The sequence below is a fragment of the Stenotrophomonas sp. 22DLJC03 genome (assembly GCF_056861405.1).
The window spans coordinates 20,276-39,313 of the sequence record NZ_JBSPUG010000006.1; the positions used below are offsets into that span (position 1 = coordinate 20,276).

Consider the following 19,038-nt stretch of genomic DNA (forward strand, 5'->3'; position numbering starts at 1 on the left):
GGCCGCGCCGTCGCGGCCCGTCCGCGTGGTCACGGCTGTACCACCGTGATCGTGGTCGGGTTGCTGCGGCCAACGCCGCGCAGCTGTGGCCGGTACATGTCCTCCACCAGCGGCGGCGGCACCGAGTAAGTACCCGGGGTCACCGCGCGCACCAGATAGAACACGTTGGCCTTGCTGCCACGCGAGAGCTTCAGCGCGGCCACATAGCGGTCGTCGCGGAACTCTTCGTGCTTGGTGTCGGCAGCTTCGCCGCGGTCGCTGATGGTGATGCCATCAACCACCACATCGGCCCACTGCTTGGCATCGCCCAGATTGAAGTTCTCGATCTCCAGGCCGGCCGGCAACAGGTCGGTCAGCAATGCATCGGGCATCGTGGTGTCGGCGGTAACGGTGACGCGCACGATCAGGGCTTCGCCCTCCTTCAGCGGACGCGGCGACCACGGCTTGCCATCGGTGCCGAAGTAGCTGCGCTCGATACCCAGCACGCGGTTGTCCGGTGCGGGCGCACTGCGCGGAATGCCGGCCACGTCGATGCTGGCGAACATCGGCGGCTGCCCCTGCGGGGTGAAGCGCACGCCACTGGCCAGTTCGCTGGCACTGAAGTTGCGGCCGAACAGCTTGCGCTCGCCGATGGTCTCGGTGTTGCCACCGATCACCAGTTCACCGGCCACCAGTGCCTTCTGGTTGGCGGCCAGGGCCTTGCCAAGACGGGCGATGGCCACCTGCTCCTGCGTACTCAGCCACATCCAGCCCGCATTACGGCGCGCATCCAGGCCACGGCCCAGATCAACCGCACGTGCATCCCAGGCCGGCTTGGCCAGCTTGTTTTCGTGGGTCAGCGCGATCATCAGCGCGTCATCACGGATCGCACTGCCGTAGTCGCCGAAGTACGACGGGCGTTCGCTGCTGGACTTGGCGAAGGCCGCGGCCAGTGCCGCCTGGCCACGCTTGGCATCGCCCTGCAGCGACAGCGCCACGCCCAGGTGGACCAGCGACAGGCCACCCACCGCCTTGCTGCGCTCGTTGTCGTACAGCGTGCGCAGCGTACCCAGCGGCGCACGGTTGACCCGGGCCAGCACGTAACCCGAGTACGCCTGGTTGGCGAACTTCAGCTTCTCGCGATCCTCCTGGCCGTAGAACTGGTTGCCACCGGACAGCAGGTCCTCGCTGAGCCGGTTCAGTGCCTTCTGCAGCACGTTGTCGGGCACCGCGAAGCCGGCGTCCTTGGCGTCGAGCAGGAACTCGGTGATGTACGGGGTCAGCCACGGGTTCACATAGCCGTCGTCACCCCACATCGAGAAGTTGCCGTTGGCCACCTGCATCGACGCCAGGCGGCCGAACGCGCCTTCCATGCGCTCGCGGCGGGTCTTGGCATCCAGGCCGTCGGCACCGAGCATCGACGATGTCGCCTGGTCCAGGATCAGCGCCGCATAGCCCTTGCTGGTGGTCTGCTCGGCACAGCCGTACGGGTAGTTCAACGCGCCCTGCAGCGCACTGGCGAACGGGATCGGCGGCAGCGGGCTGACCAGCAGGCGGGCATTGACCGACTCGGACATCAAGCCATCGGTCAGGCTGTTGTCGAGGCTGACCGCCGCCAACGGATCCAGCGTGCGCACCTGCGAACGCAGCACCTGCGGCCACGCCGCACGCACCGGCAGCTCGTAGCGGCGGTCGGCCTTGAAGCCGTTGCCATCCACCCGCACCCGCACCTTGGCCACGCTGTGGCCTTCGCGTGCAGACAGCGGGAAGCTCAGCGTGGTCTTGGCATCTGCATTCAACTGCACGCTGCGGCTGCCCTCGCCCAGGTTCAGCGGGCCTTCGCTTTCCACCTTCACGTTGAACTGGCCCGGCTTGCCGGTGAAATTCTGCACGTCCAGGGTCACCGTACTGCGGTCGCCCGGGGCCAGCACGCGCGGCATGCTGGCTTCGGCCAGGATCGGCGCGCGCACCACGGTTTCCACGTCACGCTTGCCGTACTGGTCATCGCTGTAGACCAGCGCAGACACCCGCAGTGTGCCGTTGAAGTCTGGCACCTTCAGGCGTATGCGGGCGATGCCCTTTGCATCAAGCTGCACCGGGCCGGAGAACAGGTCCACGGTCTGCACGCGCGCGGTCGGGCGCTTGGCCTGCGGCAATGCCTGCAGCGCCATGTCGCCACCGAACTTCAGCTTGCCGGCACCGCCGTCGAAGCTCTCGATCACCCGGCTGTAGATGTCGTAGGCATCAATGCCAAGGCGACGCTGGGCGAAGAAGTGCGCACCGGCATCGGGCACCGGGAAGCGGGTGATGTTGAGGATGCCCACGTCCACCGCCGAGACGGTGACGTGCGCCATCTTGCCGGCCAGCTGCGGCGCGCTGACCGTCACCGGCAGGTCCTGCTCCGGCCGCATCTGCTTGGGCGCGGCCAGGCCGACGGCTACGGTGCGCCCCTTGCGATCCATCGGCACATGCACCACGCCCACGGCACGGGCCGGAGTGATCTTGCTCGGCGCGCTGCCGCCGCGGAACACCAGTGCGGTGATGTAGACGTCGTGGCGCTCCCAATCGGCGGTGACCGGAATCTTGAAGGTCGAACCCGGCTTGGCCTCGATGTCCTGCACGTACAGCATGCGGTCGGTCTCGACCATCAGGATGCCCTTGCCGGCATGCGGCGGGGTCACCGTCACTTCCAGGGTGTCACCAGCCTTGTAGCCGGTCTTGTCCAGGCCCAGCTTGACCTTGTCCGGGCGTGCATCCAGGCCACGGTTGTCATCGCCCCAGCTCCAGCCAGCACGGAACGGGTAGCGACTCGTCAGGCCGGTGGACGGATCGAACACGTCCACCCGGTATTCGCCCCACTCCACCGGGAAATCGAAGGCGACCGCGCTGCTGCCGGCATCGACGGTGCGGGTTTCCTTGTTCTCGAAGCGGCGGGTGAAATCGTAGTCCCAGCGGTTGTCGTTGAAGGTCCAGTGGTAGTCGCGCAGTTCGCGCACCAGGGTGATCTTCAGGCCCTTGGCCGGCTGCGGTGTGCCGGCAGCATCCACGCGCATCAGCTCGAAGCGTGCGTTGCCGTTGGAGTCAGCACCATCCTCGGGGTTGAACAGCGGGCGCACGCCGACCAGCGCGTTGGCCGGCCACATCACCCGCTTCAGGGTGCGGGTGACGGTACGGCCACCGGTTTCATACAGGCTGCCGGACAGCACCACGGCGATCGGCGCCTTGGCCTTGGCCGCCTCTTCCGGCAACGCCACATCCTCACGCAGCTGGCCGTTGCCCGGCAGCGTGGTGTCGATCACGTCCTTGGCTTCGCGCGGCAGCTGCAGGGTCGGGTCACCGAAGAAGTAGCCCGGCAGGCCCTCGACCGGCTGCTGCTCGGCGGCCACCGCCATGCGCGCGGTGAAACGGTTGCCGTCCGCCGGCGCACCGTACAGGTAGGCACCATTGGCCTGCAGGCGCAGGTCCTCGCCCGGCTTCAGCGTCTTCTGCGCGCTGTCCAGGTCCAGCTTCATGCGCTCGGGCAGGAACTCCTCGATACGCAGGGTCATGCCCTGGATCGCCTCCTTGCTGGCCGGATCGGTGCGGAACTCCACCTGCCAGCGCCCGGTCGGCGCCTCGGTGGGAATGACCTGCTCGAAGTTGATGTATCCCTGCTCGCCCGGCTGCAGGCGGGTTTCGCGGAAGGTCTTGCCGTCGGGCTGCTTCAGGCGCAGGAACACCGGCTGTGCCTTGACCGGCTTGCCGTCGTTGTCACGCAGCAGGGCGGACAGACGCACGGTCTCGCCCGGGCGATACAGGTCACGGCCGGACCAGGCGTAAACGTCGAACCAGGCATTGTCACGACCGGCCACGGCAAATTCGCTCAGGTCCAGCGCAGGCTGGTTGAACGGCAGGAAGCTGGTGTCCTTGCCCGTGCTGGCGACCAGCACGTGGGTGGCATCCAGGGTGTAGTTCAGCAGCGCATTGCCGTTGCCGTCGGTGCTGCCCTTCAGCACCACCTCGCCCTTGGCGTCGAGCACACGCAGGTCGATGCTCTTCAGCGGCGCACCGTCCTTGAGGCCGGCGGTGTGCACGAACAGCTTGTCCTTGTAGGCACGGGTATGCAGGCCGATGTCGCTGACCGAGAAGAACGCGGTATCGAACTCGCCTTCGTAGTCGCCGGTGCGCTTGAGCAGGGCGAAGTACAGGCCCGGCTCCTGCAGCTCCTTGATGTCCTGGGTCGGCAGGTAGGTCAGTACCCGCTCGTTCTTCTTGCCGCCGAGGATGAAGCGGTTGACGTAGACCGGCTCGGCCAGCTTGTTGATCGGGCTGCGCTCGTAGTCGCTGCTCAGCTCCCAGCTGCCACGGCGGCCGCCGCGCTGGTACTGGCTGAAGAAGGTCGGCAGGTCCTTCTCGCGCACGCGCAGGAACTCGACGTCAACCTCCGGCACGTTCACCGAGACCACCGGCAGGCCGCGGCTGTCCTTGGCCGGCAGCACGCTGCCCTGCGAGGCGAAGCCAACCACCGGCTTCAGCTCGCCGCTGAACACCTTCTGCTTCAGTTCCTTGCCCAGCCGGCTGCCATCGGCGGCCAGCAGGTCGGGCGAGACCACCAGGCTGAACTCCTTGCCGGCCTCGACGAACGGATAGCGCAGGGTCAGGCCGTCATCGGACAGCGTCCAGCTGCTGTCGTCGGTGCCGACCTTCTCCTCGAAGCGCACCAGCTTGTCGAAATCCTGGGTGCCGACCAGCGGACGCGAGAACTCCAGCGCCAGCGACAGGCCGTCATTCTTCTGGTCCGGGTAGGCGCGCAGCAGTGTGAATTCCTTCACCTGCTCGGCCTTGGTGGTGATGGCTTCACCGCTGGTCTTGGGCAGCTGCCCGCTGTCGTTGCGGCAGCCGGCCAGGCCCAGCACCAGGCCTCCTGCCAGTACCGCCGCCGCCCATCCCCACCGCTTCCGCCGTGCCGGACCGCTCATGTCGTCACTCCTTGATCGAGGCGGCCATTATAGGCAGGCCGCGTCAAGGTGTTGACGCGAATTCGGCAGGAATGCATCGGAACGGTAGCGCCGGGCCATGCCCGGCGGGGTTGGTAGTCGCCAACCTTGGTTGCCGTTGGGCCCGTGCCAACCAAGGTTGGCACCCACCAACGCCACCCTACCCCGGCAGGTACAGGTCCACGTAATCGGTCACCGGCGTCGCCGCCAGCGCCACCGGGTCCAGCGAGGCGGCCAGGATGCGCTGCTGCTGGGCGGTCGGGAAGCGGTGGGCCAGGTGCCGGCGGAACTTGTCCATCAGCAGCGGAATGCCCTCCCCGCGGCGGCGGGCGTGGCCCAGCGGGTACTCCACCAGCACCTCCGGCAGTTCACTGCCATCGTTGAAGCGCACGCTGAGGCCGTTGGCGATGCTGCGCTTGCCCGGGTCCAGGTAGTCGGCGCTGAGCTGCGGATCCTCGTGGCAGGCCATCTTCGCGCGCAATGCATCGATGCGCGGATCGGCGGCGACGTCGTCCTCATAGTCCTCGGCCACCAGCCGCCCATGCAGCAGCGCGATGGCGATCATGTACTGCACGCAGTGGTCGCGGTCGGCCGGGTTATGCAGTGGACCCTGTTTGTCGATGATGCGGATGCAGGCTTGCTGGGTACGGATCGCGATGTGCTCGATTTCCTCGACGCGCCTGCCGGCCACGCGCAGCTGCTGGTGCAGCGTGATCGCCGCCTCCACCGCGGTCTGGCCGTGGAACTCGGCCGGATAGCTGATCTTGAACAGCACGTTTTCCATCACATAGCTGCCCAACGGTCTCTCCAGCGTCAGTGCCTGGCCATGCATGGACACTGCCTCGAAGCCCCAGGTCGGTGCACTGAGCACGCTCGGATAGCCCATTTCGCCCGTTGCCGCGATCAGCGCCAGGCGCACGCCACGACTGGTGGCGTCGCCGGCGGCCCAGCTCTTGCGCGAACCGGTGTTGGGCGCGTGCCGGTAGGTGCGCAGCGCCTGGCCATCGACCCAGGCCAGCGACACTGCATTGAGCATGCGTTCGCGATCAAGCCCGAGCAACTGCGCGACCACGGCGGTGGTCGCCACCTTGACCAGCACCACATGGTCCAGCCCGACCCGGTTGAAGGAATTCTTCAGCGCCAGCACGCCCTGGATCTCATGCGCCTTGATCATCGCCAGCAGCACGTCGTGCACGGTCGGCGGTGGGCGACGCAGGGCCTGCGCGTTGCGTCCCAGCCAATCGCAGACGGCGAGGATGCCGCCCAGGTTGTCCGACGGGTGGCCCCATTCGGCGGCCAGCCAGGTGTCGTTGAAATCCAGCCAGCGCACCATTGCGCCAAGGTTGAAGGCGGCCTGCACCGGATCCAGCACGTAGTGCGTACCCGGCACGCGCGCGCCATTGACCACGCTGATGCCCGGCACCACGGGACCGAGCAGCTTGCTGCAGGCCGGGAAGGACAGCGCTTCCAGGCCGCAGCCCAGCGTGTCAAGCAGGCAGTGATGCGCGGTCTGGAACGCCAGTGGTGAGTCGATGCGCGCGTCGCGCACGTAGTCGACGATGTCCACCAGCAGCGCATCCCACGCTGCACGCTCGTTGGATGGGGTGTGGTTGCCGGACATCGTCGATCTCCTCTTCAGAAAAGCAGGTCAGGCCGCGCATCCCGGTAGTCGCCAACCTTGGTTGGCGCTGGAGATTGCCCGGGCGGTGCCAATGCCATGCCAACCAAGGTTGGCATCTACCGAAGCGTGTGATGCCAGCGCCGACCTGCTGGTTACTCGGCCGGCACCCGCACCTTGCCTTCCATCAGCACGCGGGCACTGCGGCTCATGATGGCCTTGCTTACTGTCCACTGCCCGTCAACGAGTGCCGCCTGCGCACCCACGCGCAATGTGCCGGAGGGATGACCGAAGGTCACCGCTTCGCGCTCGCCGCCGCCTGCAGCACGGTTGACCAGTGTTCCGGGAATTGCCGCTGCAGTGCCGATCGCCACGGCGGCGGTACCCATCATCGCGTGGTGCAGTTTTCCCATCGACAACGCGCGCGCGTGCAGGTCGATCGCCGACGCCGGGATAGCTTTGCCACTGGACGACACATAGTCCTGTGCCGGCGCCACGAAGGCCACCTTCGGCGTGTGCTGACGGGTGGCCGCGTCTTCCAGCTTCGAGATCAGGCCCATGCGCACTGCACCGTAGGCGCGGATCTTCTCGAAGCGCTCCAGCGCTCCTTTATCCTCGTTGATCACCGGCTGCAGCTCGGTACCGGTGTAACCCAGGTCGGCGGCGTTGAGGAAGATCGTCGGAATGCCGGCGGTGATCATCGTCACCTCGAAGCTGCCCACGCCAGGCACGTCAAGAGTGTCGACCAGATTGCCAGTCGGGAACATCGCACCCGCATCGCCGTCATCGGACGGATCGATGAATTCAAGCTGGATCTCGGCGGCCGGGAAGGTCACGCCATCCAGCTCGAAATCACCGGTTTCCTGCACTTCGCCATCGCGCATCGGCACATGGGCAATGATGGTCTTGCCGATGTTGGCCTGCCAGATGCGCACGGTGCACAGGCCATCGCGTGGCACGCGGGCAGGATCGATCAGGCCGTTGGCGATGGCGAACGGACCCACCGCAGTGCTGAGATTGCCGCAGTTGCCGCTCCAATCGACGAAGGCGGTGTCGATCGAGACCTGGCCGTACAGATAGTCGACATCGTGATCCGGCACAGAGGCGGTGGAGATGATCACGCACTTGCTGGTGCTGGAGGTGGCGCCCCCCATGCCGTCGGTCTGCTTGCCATACGGATCGGGCGAACCGATCACGCGCATCAGCAGCGCATCGCGCGCGGCGCCCGGCACCTGCGCGGCCTCGGGCAGGTCCTGCAGGCGGAAGAACACGCCCTTGCTGGTGCCGCCGCGCATGTAGGTGGCGGGAATACGGAGTTGCGGGAGAAATGCCATGGAACGGTTCCTTGCAATGAAAGACGGCCCGTTGCCGGGCCGTCGGATGCCTTACGCCACCTTGGCGCCTTCCAGGAAGTCCTGGGCGAAACGCTGCAGCACGCCACCGGCTTCGTAGATCGCCACTTCCTCGTCGCTGTCCAGGCGGCAGGTGACCGGCACGATCACGTCCTGGCCGTCGCGACGGTGGATGACCAGGGTCAGCTCGGCACGCGGGGTGCGCTCGCCGATCACATCAAAGGTCTCAGTGCCGTCAATGCCCAGGGTCAGCCGGGTGGTGCCCGGCTTGAACTCCAGCGGCAGCACGCCCATGCCGATCAGGTTGGTGCGGTGGATGCGTTCAAAGCCCTCGGCCACGATCGCTTCCACGCCGGCCAGGCGCACGCCCTTGGCGGCCCAGTCACGCGAGCTGCCCTGGCCGTAGTCGGCACCGGCGATGATGATCAGCGGCTGCTTGCGGTCCATGTAGGTCTCGATCGCTTCCCACATGCGCATGACCTTGCCTTCCGGCTCCACGCGCGCCAGAGAGCCCTGCTTCACGCTGCCATCGTCGTTGCGCACCATCTCGTTGAACAGCTTCGGATTGGCGAAGGTGGCACGCTGCGCGGTCAGGTGGTCGCCGCGATGGGTGGCGTAGGAATTGAAGTCCTCTTCCGGTAGGCCCATCTTCGCCAGGTACTCACCGGCGGCACTCGACGCCAGGATCGCGTTGGACGGCGAGAGGTGGTCGGTAGTGATGTTGTCCGGCAGCACCGCCAGCGCACGCATGCCTGACAGCGCGCGCTCACCGGCCAATGCGCCCTCCCAGTACGGCGGACGACGGATGTAGGTGCTCTGCGGGCGCCAGTCATACAACGGGCTGACCGCGGCGCCTTGCTCCACGCGCACGTTGAACATCGGGTTGTAGACCTTGCGGAACTGCTCGGGCTTCACCGAGGCCTTCACCACCGCGTCGATCTCGGCATCGCTCGGCCAGATGTCCTTCAGGCGCACGTCGTTGCCGTCAGCGTCCACGCCCAGCACGTCCTTCTCGATATCGAAGCGGACGGTGCCGGCGATGGCATAGGCGATCACCAGCGGCGGCGAGGCCAGGAACGCCTGCTTCGCATACGGATGGATGCGGCCGTCGAAGTTGCGGTTACCCGACAGTACCGCCGTGGCGTACAGGTCACGGTCGATGATTTCCTGCTGGATCTTCGGATCCAGCGCGCCGCTCATGCCATTGCAGGTGGTGCAGGCGAAGGCAACGATGCCGAAGCCCAGCTTCTCCAGGTCGGGCAGCAGGCCCGCTTCTTCCAGGTACAGCTGCACTGCCTTGGAACCGGGTGCCAGCGACGACTTCACCCAAGGCTTGCGCAGCAGGCCACGCTCGTTGGCCTTGCGTGCCAGCAGGCCGGCGGCGATCACGTTGCGCGGGTTGGAGGTATTGGTGCAGCTGGTGATGGCAGCGATGATCACCGCGCCATCGGGCATCAGCCCCTGCGCCTGCTCGGCCTTGCCTGCTTCCAGCTTGGCTTCGTCGGCGATGCCGCGCTCGGCCAGCTCGGCGGTGGCCACGCGCTTGTGCGGGTTGGACGGGCCGGCCATGTTGCGCACCACGGTCGACAGATCGAAGCGCAGCACGCGCTCGTACTGTGCGGTGGCCAGGTCATCGGCCCACAGGCCGGTGGTGCGTGCATAGTTTTCCACCAGCGCCACCTGCGATTCCTCGCGGCCGGTCAGGCGCAGGTACTCGGTGGTCTGCGCATCGATGTAGAACATCGCCGCAGTGGCGCCGTACTCCGGGCACATATTGGAGATGGTGGCGCGGTCACCGATGGTCAGTGCCGCGGCACCCTCGCCGAAGAATTCAAGCCAGGCGCCCACCACGCGTTCCTTGCGCAGGAACTCGGTCAATGCCAGCACCACGTCGGTGGCGGTGATGCCGGGCTGCGGCTTGCCGGTCAGCTCGACACCGATGATGTCCGGCAGGCGCATCCACGAGGCGCGGCCCAGCATCACGTTTTCTGCTTCCAGGCCGCCAACACCGATGGCGATCACGCCCAGTGCATCCACATGCGGGGTGTGGCTGTCGGTGCCCACGCAGGTATCCGGGAAGGCCACGCCGTCCTGCACGTAGACTACCGGCGACATCTTCTCCAGGTTGATCTGGTGCATGATGCCATTGCCTGGCGGAATCACGTCCACGTTCTCGAAGGCCAGCTTGGTCCAGTCGATGAAGTGGAAACGGTCTTCGTTGCGGCGATCCTCGATGGCGCGGTTCTTCTCGAACGCCTGCGGATCGTAACCACCGCATTCCACCGCCAGCGAGTGATCGACGATCAGCTGCACCGGCACCACCGGGTTGACCTTGGCCGGGTCGCCGCCCTTGTCGGCAATCGCATCACGCAGGCCGGCCAGATCGACCAGTGCGGTCTGCCCGAGGATGTCATGGCACACCACGCGCGCAGGGAACCACGGGAAATCCAGGTCGCGACGGCGCTCGATCAGCTGCTTCAGCGAATCGGTCAGCGTCGCCGGATCGCAGCGGCGCACCAGGTTCTCGGCCAGCACGCGCGATACGTACGGCAGCGTGGCGTAGGCGCCGGGCTGGATCGCATCGACAGCGGCGCGCGCGTCGAAATAGTCCAGCGAGCTGCCGGGGAGGTTCTTGCGGTAATCGGTATTCATGGGCTGGCGGGATGCTTTGGGCGGGCCGGGTGCCGGCAGTGCGGCGGCGAAAGCATCCGGCCGGCACAGGGCCGGCCGGATGGATACAGCAGGTGGATCAGACGCGCTTGTCGATGGCGACGAAGTCGCGGTCTTCCGGGCCGATGTAATTGGCGCTCGGGCGGATGATCTTGCCGTCGATACGCTGCTCGACGATGTGCGCGCTCCAGCCGGCGGTGCGGGCGATCACGAACAGGGGGGTGAACATCGCGGTCGGCACGCCCATCATGTGGTAGCTGACGGCGCTGAACCAGTCCAGGTTCGGGAACATCTTCTTGATGTCCCACATCACCGTTTCCAGGCGCTCAGCGATGTCGTACATCTTCATGCTCGACTGCTCTTCGGACAGTTCGCGGGCGACGTCCTTGATCACCTTGTTGCGCGGATCGGACACGGTGTAGACCGGGTGGCCGAAACCGATCACCACTTCCTTGCGCTCCACGCGGGCCTTGATGTCTTCCTCGGCTTCGTCCGGATTGTCATAGCGCTTCTGCACTTCGAACGCCACTTCATTGGCACCGCCATGCTTGGGACCGCGCAGCGCACCGATGCCACCGCAGATCGCGCTGTACATGTCGCTGCCGGTGCCGGCGATGACACGGCAGGCGAAGGTGGAGGCATTGAATTCATGCTCGGCGTACAGGATCAGCGAAGTGTGCATCGCCTTCACCCACGAATCCTGCGGCTTCTCGCCATGCAGCAGATGCAGGAAGTGACCACCGATGGAGTCGTCGTCGGTCTCCACGTCGATGGCGCGGCCGTTGTGGCTCCAGTGGTACCAGTACAGCAGCATCGAACCGAGGCAGGCCATCAGCTTGTCGGCGATGTCGCGCGCGCCCGGATGGTTGTGGTCGTCCTTTTCCGGCGACACGCAGCCGAGCACGGACACGCCAGTGCGCATCACGTCCATCGGGTGTGCGGACGGCGGCAGTTCTTCCAGAGCGGCCTTCACCGCCGCCGGAATGCCACGCAGCGACTTCAGCTTGGCCTTGTACGAAACCAGCTCCGCGCGGGTCGGCAGCTTGCCGTGCACCAGCAGGTAGGCGATTTCCTCGAACTCGCTGGTGTTGGCCAGGTCCAGGATGTCGTAGCCACGGTAGTGCAGATCGTTGCCGCTGCGGCCCACGCTGCACAGCGCGGTGTTGCCGGCAGCAGTGCCGGACAGGGCGACGGACTTCTTCGGCTTGAAGGTCGGGGTTGCGGTCGTATCGTTCATGTTTTCCCTCCGAAAACTGATGGTGCAGGGTACTGCTTATTTCTTGGCGGCGAACAGTGCATCGAGCTGCTGCTCGAAGGCGTGGTAGCCGATGCGGTCATACAGCTCTTCGCGCGTCTGCATGCTCTCCACCACATTGCGCTGATGGCCATCGCGGCGCACCGCCTGGTAGACATTTTCGGCGGCCTTGTTGGCCGCACGGAACGCCGACAGCGGGAACAGCTGGATGGCAACGCCGGCCGAGGCCAGTTCATCGCGGCTGAACAGCGGCGTGGCACCGAATTCGGTGATGTTGGCCAGCACCGGCACCTTCACCGCATCGACGAAGCGGCGGTAGGTATCCAGGTCATAGGCGGCCTCGGCGAAGATGCCATCGGCACCGGCTTCGACACAGGCGATGGCGCGCTCGATGGCCTTGTCCACGCCGTCCACCTGGATGGCATCGGTGCGTGCAATCAGGAAGAAGTCCGGATCGGTCTTGGCATCAGCGGCGGCCTTCACACGGTCGACCATTTCACCCTGCGAGACGATCTCCTTGCCCGGACGGTGACCGCAGCGCTTGGCGCCAACCTGATCTTCGATGTGGCAGGCGGCCGCGCCGGCCTTGATCAGCGACTTCACGGTGCGCGCGATGTTGAACGCACTCGGGCCGAAGCCTGTGTCGATGTCGACCATCAGCGGCAGGTCGCAGACATCGGTGATACGACGCACGTCGATCAGCACGTCTTCCAGGGTGTTGATACCCAGGTCCGGCAGACCCAGCGAACCAGCGGCGACGCCACCACCGGACAGATAGATGGCGCGGAAGCCGGCGCGCTTGGCCAGCAGGGCGTGGTTGGCGTTGATCGCGCCGATCACCTGCAGCGGCGATTCGGCAGCCAGCGCCTCACGGAAGCGGGCACCGGCGGAGAATGGGGCGGAAGCGGTCATGCGGCAATCCAGGTTGAAGAACGGAAAAGTAGGCGCAAGCACCATGCCAAGCTGCAAGCGGTTGATTTCACGGGGATGACCGGCACGCAACGGCGAAACAAATGAAACATTGAAACAGATGTATCATGAAACACCCCGCCCGAATCCGCCGCCATGTATCTGCCCCGATCACCCCTGCGCCACGCCGATATCGACCCCGGCCGCCCGGTGATCTGGACCGTCAGCGTCTCGCGGCTGACCGGCCTGCTCGGCGACGTCATTCCCGAATTCGACCGCCGCGCACGCATCGAGCAGATCAACCTCGGCTTCGAGGAGGCGGTAGAGGTGATCGGCCAGCGCCTGCGCCGCGAGCACTGTGACGTAGTGATCGCCGGCGGCTCCAATGCGGCGTGGCTGCGTGGTCGGCTGGAGCTGCCACTGGTGCCGATCCAGGCCAACGGCTTCGACCTGATGGAAGCACTGGCGCGCGCGCGACGCATCGCTCCGCGCATCGGCCTGGTCACCCACGCCAGCGATGTACCGGTGTTCAGCAACTTCCAGCAGAGTTTCGGCCTGGATATCGAGCATCGCCGCTTCGTCACCCGCGAGGACGCGCGCGACTGCATCGCCGACCTGCGCGCCAACGGCATCGAGGTGATCGTCGGCACCGGCATGGCCATCGACCATGCCGAGCAGGCCGGCCTGCCCGGGGTGCTGCTGTATTCGGCCGACTCGGTGCGGCAGGCGTTCGAACATGCACTGGAACTGACCCAGACCCTGGCACGTTCCGGCAGCAACCGCCCTGCCCCGCGCCGGCGCCCGGCAGCGCGTGCCGATGCGCATGAACTGCTCGGCGACAGCGACGCGATGGCGCAGGTGCGCGCGCAGATCGCGCTCTACGCCCCACATGACAGCACCGTGCTGGTCAGCGGCGAGACTGGCACCGGCAAGGAACTGGTCGCGCGCCAGCTGCACGCTGCCAGCGGTCGTCGTGGACGCTTCGTGGCACTGAACTGCGGGGCGATCAGTGAATCGCTGCTGGAGGCGGAACTGTTCGGCTACAGCGATGGCGCCTTCACCGGCGCACGTCGTGGCGGCCGCGTCGGCCTGGTTGAAGCCGCAGACGGCGGGACGCTGTTCCTGGATGAGATCGGCGAACTGCCGCTGCCACTGCAGACCCGTCTGCTGCGGGTGCTGGAAGAACGTGAAGTGCTGCGTGTCGGCGCCACCGAACCGACCCCGGTGGACCTGCGCGTGGTGGCCGCCACCCTGCAGTCGCTGGAGCAGCGCGCGGCCACCGGAGGCTTCCGCCGCGACCTGTATTACCGCTTGGCAGCGCTGCGCATTGCCCTGCCCTCGCTGCGTGCGCGGCGCGGTGACATCCTGCTGTTGGCGCAGCACTTCTTCCGCCAGCTGCGCGGCATCGACGCGCCGCTGGATGAGGATGCACTGGCGGTGTTGACCGCTGCCGAATGGCCCGGCAACGTGCGTGAACTTCGCAATCTGGTGGATCGCCTGCGCATCCACTGGCAGCCCGGTGAAGGGCTGATTGATGCCGCGCGACTGCTGCAGCTGGCGCCCGAACTTGTGAATGAGGGCGTTGCAGCATTGCCGGTGGAAAGCAACGGCAAGCGCCCACCGCGTGCGCAGCTGGAAGCGCTGCTGCAGGAACATCGCAATGATCGCGAGGGCATGGCGCAGGCGCTGGGTGTATCGCGCACCACGCTGTGGCGCTGGCTGCGCGCTGAAGGCCTGTAGAGCCAAGCCCATGCTCGGCTGATCTTCCCGCAGAAACAGCCGAGCATGGGCGCGGCTCTACAGGGTGCGTGCCGTCAGCGTGCCCAGCGCGCCTCTATCGCAAACCGGCCGCTGCCCACTGCCGCAACCCATAACAGCAGCACCCCAAGCGGCACCTCGCTCAGATAGAAGAACCAGCTCAGCCAATCCGGCACACTAAGCCCGGCAGGAATGCGCGCGATGCCATCGGTCAGCGCAGCAACCGCGCAGATCGCCGCCAGCAGCAGGGCCGAGGGGCGACTCAGCAGACCCAGCACCAGCAGGCCGCCGGCGATCCATTCGATAGCCCCGAGCACCGGCGCACTGAACACCGGGAACGGAATGCCCGCATCAACCAACGTATGCACCATGCGCTCGCGCCCCGCGTCGGTGAACACCTTGTTCCAGCCGGACACGCAGAACATCACACCGGCGACGATACGGGCGAGCAGCAGCAGGTACGCTTCCACGCCGCGGCGGGTGGGAGGTACGGCGAACAGGCAGCGCCAGGAAGGCATGGCGACTCCGGAAATCGAGGGAATTCTTCGGAGTGTGCCGGTTGCTGACCTGCTCGAAGATGAAGCTGACCAGTCCGTTCGCGACAACGAGCTCTTGTGGAGTCGAGCCATGCTCGACTGCCTTACGCGCCAGAGCAACAGCAGCCGAGCATGGCTGGGCTCTACAAGGAGCTTGCATCAGCAAGCAGCAGCTCGATTTCCTCCACCTGCGCCACCGGCACCTGCCACGGGTGATGCGGCGCAATGCCATGTTCGAAGATGCGCTGAAGCCGCTGCGGATCACGCGGCAGGCAGAATTCCAGACGCACGCTGTCGACCACTTCGGTGCGACCCGCCTCACCCCGTACGGGCGTCGCACCCACGAGTGGACGGAACTGTTCAAACCCCGGCGCCGACCACCACATACCGTGTTCGTAGTCGCCGGCAGCCAGCGCGTCCACCGCCAGGATGCCCTGCTTCACCGCGTCCAGTGCTGCCGACGGCACGAACACCACCACACGTACAGCGGCAGGCGTTGCATCAGGTTGCCTTACGGGTACAGCAGGCGCTTGCTCCAGCGCCCTTCGGCACCGGCTTCATAGCACCAGCGTTCATGCAGGCGGAACTGCGCGCCGTACCAGAACTCCATGCGGTCGGGGACCACACGCAGGCCGCTCCAACCCTCCGGGCGCGGCACGTCCTTGCCTTCGAAGCGGGCTTCGATCTCGGACACGCGCGCGTCGAAGTCTTCGCGCGTTGCCAGCGTCTTCGACTGCTGCGAGGCCCACGCGCCGATCTGGCTCATGCGCGGACGGCTGGCGAAATAGGCATCGGCCTCGGCGTCTGCCACCTGTTCGACACGACCTTCGATGCGCACCTGGATGCCAGCCTCGCGCAGGCTGCGCCACAGGAACAGCAGTGCGGCCTGCGGATTGGCCTGAAGTTCCTGGCCCTTGTGGCTGTCCAGATGGGTGTAGAAGACAAAGCCACGCTCGTCGAAGGCCTTCAGCAGCACGGTGCGCGCCGAGGGACGGCCCTGCGTATCAGCAGTGGCCACGGTCATCGCATTCGGCTCGACCTCGCGACTCTGTTTGGCCTCTTCGAACAGGCCGGCAAACGTGGACAGGGCTTCGGCGTACAGGTCGCTCATGATTGCGTTCTTCTCACACGGATTGGGCTATTGTGGCTGCATGGTCGCTGCTGCGTATATGCCCCAGGTGAAAGGATTCCCCGAAACATTGGCCGAACAGGCGCTGGACGATGCGCTGGCCAGCGGTGCAGCAGTTCCAGTATTGGCGATCAGCGGCCTGCAGGGGAGCGGCAAATCGACGCTGGCGGCGCAGGTGGTGGCGCGCGCGCAAGCACGTGGCCTGAACGCGGCCACGCTGTCGATCGATGATGTCTACCTGACCCGCGCGCAGCGCCAGCGGCTGGCCCGCCAGGTGCATCCGCTGCTGATCACCCGCGGGCCGCCCGGCACCCACGACCTGCCGCTGGCCCACGCCGTGCTGGACGCGGTGGCCGCACGCCAGCCCTTTGCGATGCCACGATTCGACAAGCTGGCCGACGAGCGCCTGCCTGAGGCTCAGTGGCCGCAGTTGCAGCAGCCATTGGACCTGCTGGTGTTCGAAGGCTGGTTCCTCGGCACACCGGCGCAGGATGACGACGCACTGGACAGCCCGTTGAACGCGCTGGAACGCGAGGCCGACGCCGATGGCCGTTGGCGCCGCTGGTGCAATCAGGCACTGGCCCGCGACTACCCGGCGTTGTGGCAGCGCTGCAACCGCCTGTGGTTCCTGCAGCCGCCGGATTTTTCGGTGGTGCCGCGCTGGCGCTGGCAGCAGGAGCAGAACCTGCAGGCGGCGCAGCCGGGCCGGCACGGCATGAGCCGGCCGCAGCTGGAACGATTCGTGCAGTACTACGAGCGGGTCAGCCGGCAGGCACTGCGCGCCCTGCCCGCCCTCGCCGACCACGTGGTGGTGCTGGACGGCCAGCGCCAGGTGCAGGCGGTGCGCTGAGGGCGCCTATTCCACCAGGAACGTCACCCGCAGATTGACCCGCCATTCGGTGATTTCGCCGTTGCCATCGGTCACCACCTTGGTTTCGTTGATCCAGGCGCCCTGGATGCCCTTGACCGTCCCGGACACCTTCTTCAAGCCACTGCGCACGGCATCCTCCACGCTCTTGGGCGAGGACGCATTGATTTCGATGACCTTGGCGACCGTCATGGCTGCTACTCCGTCAGGCGCGGGAAACCCCGCAGGGACCCCCACCGTGACGTGAAGAACGTAAAGGCCAAGGCACGGAGGTGTTAGGATCAGAGGGGCATGAACCCTGCTCCGAACCTGATCCTGATCGGCCCGATGGGCGCCGGTAAAACCTGCATCGGCCGCCGTCTGGCCGAGCGCTTCACGCTGGACTTCGTCGATGTCGACCAGGCCATCGTCGATGCCGCCGGCGCCAGCATCCCGACCATTTTCGAGCACTCGGGCGAAACCGGCTTCCGCAGCCATGAGCGCGAGGCGCTTGCGCGCGTACTGGAAGGCCGTGGCCAGCTGGTCTCCACCGGTGGCGGCGCCGTACTGGATCCGGGCAACCGTGCGCTGATCGCCCAGCGCGGATTCGTGGTCTATCTGCGGGTCAGCGTGGCCGAACAGCTGGAGCGCCTGGCCCGCGACAAGGGCCGGCCGCTGCTGCAGCGCCCTGACCGCGAGCAGGTGCTGCACGATCTGGCCGCACACCGCGACCCGCTGTACCGTGAGCTGGCCGACCTCACCCTCGATACCGACCCGTATACCGCTGCCGACGCGACCGCCCACCTGGTGGTCAAGCTGGCTACGCAATGGCAGCGCCAGGACCTGACCGCATGACTTCCCCCGCCCTGCTGCAGGTCGCCGTTGGCGGCGACCGCCCCTACTCCATCACCATCGGCGCCGGTGCCCAGGCCGACGGCGCTGCGCTGGCCTCGCACGTTCGCGGCCGCCACGTGCTGCTGCTCAGCGACAGCGAAGTGGCCCCGCGCTACCTGGCCGCCGTGAAGCAGGCGCTGCTGGCCGCACGCCCCGACCTCATCGTCGGCGAGCACGTACTGGCCGCCGGCGAAGCCTCCAAGACCCTGGCCGAATTCGGCCGCGCGATCGAAGCGCTGGCCGCACTCGGCGCCACCCGCGATGCCTGCGTGTTCGCCCTCGGCGGCGGCGTGGTCGGTGACCTCGCCGGTTTCGCCGCCGCCTGCTGGATGCGCGGCGTGGACTGCGTGCAATTGCCGACCACCCTGCTGGCGATGGTCGATTCGTCGGTGGGCGGCAAGACCGCGGTCGACATTCCAGCCGGCAAGAACCTGGTCGGCGCGTTCCATCCGCCGCGCGCCGTGATCGCCGATACCCGCGTGTTGGCCACCCTGCCGCCGCGCGAACTGCGCGCTGGCCTGGCCGAAGTGGTGAAGTACGGTGCACTGGGCGACGCGGTGTTCTTCGAATGGCTGCAGCAGCATGCCGATGTGCTGCTGGCCGGCGAGGATGCAGTGCTGGCCGAAGCCATCGCGCGCAGCTGCCGGCACAAGGCCGCCATCGTCGAACGCGATCCGTTCGAGAAGGGCGAGCGTGCCCTGCTCAACCTGGGCCATACCTTCGGCCATGCCATCGAGACCGAACAGGGCTATTCGGCCCCGGGCCGCGATGCGTTGAACCACGGCGAAGCGGTGGCGGTGGGCATGGTGCTGGCGGCAAAGCTGTCCACCGACCTGGGTCTGGCCGACGATGCCGACCGTGCGCGCCTGCAGGCGCTGCTGGAACGCCTCGGCCTGCCGGTGGCGATCCCGGCCGGACTGGATCCGCAGGCCCTGCTCGGCCGCATGCGGCTGGACAAGAAGAACGTGGCCGGCCGCCTGCGCCTGGTGCTGTGGCGTGGCATGGGCCGTGCCGAAGTGGTGCCGGACGTGGATGAGGCCGCGGTGCTGAAGGTGCTGGGCGCGGCCTGACCATCCCCTGGTCCGGTAGTGCTGGCCGCTGGCCGGCTGCTGCGC

The 19,038-nt window shown here is 66.6% G+C and carries 14 protein-coding genes; 4 read left to right on the plus strand and 10 right to left on the minus strand.

Features of this window, described 5'->3' with window-relative positions:
* Positions 1–29: 29 nt before the first annotated feature.
* The 6 genes from AC13GA_RS17955 to prpB form a co-directional block, all read right to left on the minus strand.
* Positions 30–4,937: an alpha-2-macroglobulin family protein gene (locus AC13GA_RS17955; protein ID WP_482998688.1), complete on the minus strand. Its 4,908-nt coding sequence runs from the start codon at positions 4,935–4,937 to the stop codon at positions 30–32.
* Positions 4,938–5,115: 178 nt separating this feature from the next.
* Positions 5,116–6,576, minus strand: a complete 1,461-nt coding sequence (locus AC13GA_RS17960; RefSeq protein ID WP_482998689.1) for a bifunctional 2-methylcitrate dehydratase/aconitate hydratase — start codon at positions 6,574–6,576, stop codon at positions 5,116–5,118.
* A 152-nt stretch (positions 6,577–6,728) separates the two neighbouring features.
* Entirely contained in the window at positions 6,729–7,907 is a 1,179-nt protein-coding gene (gene prpF / locus AC13GA_RS17965) for a 2-methylaconitate cis-trans isomerase PrpF (RefSeq protein ID WP_482998690.1), read from the minus strand.
* A gap of 51 nt (positions 7,908–7,958) precedes the next feature.
* Positions 7,959–10,577, minus strand: coding sequence for a Fe/S-dependent 2-methylisocitrate dehydratase AcnD (gene acnD, locus AC13GA_RS17970; protein WP_482998691.1), 2,619 nt, complete (start codon positions 10,575–10,577; stop codon positions 7,959–7,961).
* Between the two features lie 97 nt (positions 10,578–10,674).
* On the minus strand, positions 10,675–11,832 hold the full coding sequence (prpC, locus tag AC13GA_RS17975; protein WP_046985081.1) for a bifunctional 2-methylcitrate synthase/citrate synthase: 1,158 nt from the start codon (positions 11,830–11,832) through the stop codon (positions 10,675–10,677).
* Positions 11,833–11,868: 36 nt separating this feature from the next.
* A complete protein-coding gene (gene prpB, locus AC13GA_RS17980) occupies positions 11,869–12,762 on the minus strand; it encodes a methylisocitrate lyase (RefSeq protein WP_012511842.1) in 894 nt (297 codons plus the stop codon).
* 153 nt (positions 12,763–12,915) lie between these two features.
* Between prpB and prpR the strand changes: the two genes are divergently transcribed.
* Entirely contained in the window at positions 12,916–14,499 is a 1,584-nt protein-coding gene (gene prpR / locus AC13GA_RS17985) for a propionate catabolism operon regulatory protein PrpR (protein WP_482998692.1), read from the plus strand.
* Between the two features lie 74 nt (positions 14,500–14,573).
* Here the strand turns inward: prpR and AC13GA_RS17990 are convergent, their stop codons facing one another.
* The 3 genes from AC13GA_RS17990 to pdxH form a co-directional block, all read right to left on the minus strand.
* Positions 14,574–15,035 carry a DoxX family protein gene (locus AC13GA_RS17990; RefSeq protein WP_482998693.1) on the minus strand — a complete coding sequence of 154 codons (462 nt, stop codon included), beginning with the start codon at positions 15,033–15,035 and terminating at the stop codon, positions 14,574–14,576.
* A gap of 161 nt (positions 15,036–15,196) precedes the next feature.
* Positions 15,197–15,520, minus strand: a complete 324-nt coding sequence (locus AC13GA_RS17995) for a YqfO family protein (protein WP_482998694.1) — start codon at positions 15,518–15,520, stop codon at positions 15,197–15,199.
* A gap of 44 nt (positions 15,521–15,564) precedes the next feature.
* On the minus strand, positions 15,565–16,164 hold the full coding sequence (gene pdxH, locus AC13GA_RS18000; protein WP_482998695.1) for a pyridoxamine 5'-phosphate oxidase: 600 nt from the start codon (positions 16,162–16,164) through the stop codon (positions 15,565–15,567).
* A 40-nt stretch (positions 16,165–16,204) separates the two neighbouring features.
* On the opposite strand from pdxH, the gene AC13GA_RS18005 reads away from it, so the two are divergent.
* Positions 16,205–17,032, plus strand: coding sequence for a kinase (locus AC13GA_RS18005; protein ID WP_482998696.1), 828 nt, complete (start codon positions 16,205–16,207; stop codon positions 17,030–17,032).
* Between the two features lie 6 nt (positions 17,033–17,038).
* Here the strand turns inward: AC13GA_RS18005 and AC13GA_RS18010 are convergent, their stop codons facing one another.
* On the minus strand, positions 17,039–17,242 hold the full coding sequence (locus tag AC13GA_RS18010; RefSeq protein ID WP_012511846.1) for a dodecin family protein: 204 nt from the start codon (positions 17,240–17,242) through the stop codon (positions 17,039–17,041).
* Between the two features lie 99 nt (positions 17,243–17,341).
* Here AC13GA_RS18010 and AC13GA_RS18015 point away from each other — a divergent pair, with 99 nt between their 5' ends.
* Positions 17,342–17,884, plus strand: coding sequence for a shikimate kinase (locus tag AC13GA_RS18015; protein ID WP_046985075.1), 543 nt, complete (start codon positions 17,342–17,344; stop codon positions 17,882–17,884).
* The gene (aroB, locus tag AC13GA_RS18020; RefSeq protein ID WP_426355426.1) at positions 17,881–18,993 is read left to right on the plus strand and encodes a 3-dehydroquinate synthase; all 1,113 of its coding nucleotides are present in this window, start codon (positions 17,881–17,883) and stop codon (positions 18,991–18,993) included. The genes AC13GA_RS18015 and aroB overlap by 4 nt, the downstream gene beginning before the upstream one ends.
* Positions 18,994–19,038 lie beyond the last annotated feature (45 nt).